Origin of the sequence: Halococcus thailandensis JCM 13552 (assembly GCF_000336715.1) — an archaeon.
Classification (GTDB): domain Archaea; phylum Halobacteriota; class Halobacteria; order Halobacteriales; family Halococcaceae; genus Halococcus; species Halococcus thailandensis.
This window is the reverse complement of record NZ_AOMF01000113.1, coordinates 1-277: the sequence shown is the minus strand read 5'-3', so window position 1 is coordinate 277 and position 277 is coordinate 1. Positions and strand designations below refer to the sequence as shown.

The following is a 277-nucleotide window of genomic DNA, read 5'->3' as shown; positions in this document are numbered from 1 at the left end:
ATACGCCGCAAATTCCCGGTAGCGACTCTGGATGGCTGCTCCGACAGCGATGGTTTCGGCGAGATCGTGGCGATCGGACTCATCGTAATCGCGCGTAAAGTTCGGGAGGCGGAACTCTCGAACCAGATCGACACCGGCGAGGTCCAACAGATGGACCATCGTCCCGGCGAGACCGTGGGCTTCGCGGAGGATAGTTGCCCGGAATCGATCGGCATTCTCGAAATTACCGTGATACCAGTCCTTGGTGAGCTCGCGAAGGTCGTCGGCAGCTTCGAGC

1 pseudogene is annotated in these 277 nt (G+C 59.6%); it reads right to left on the bottom strand.

What is annotated here, in order from left to right:
* Positions 1-277: pseudogene (locus tag C451_RS22550) on the bottom strand (hypothetical protein); the annotation flags it as partial.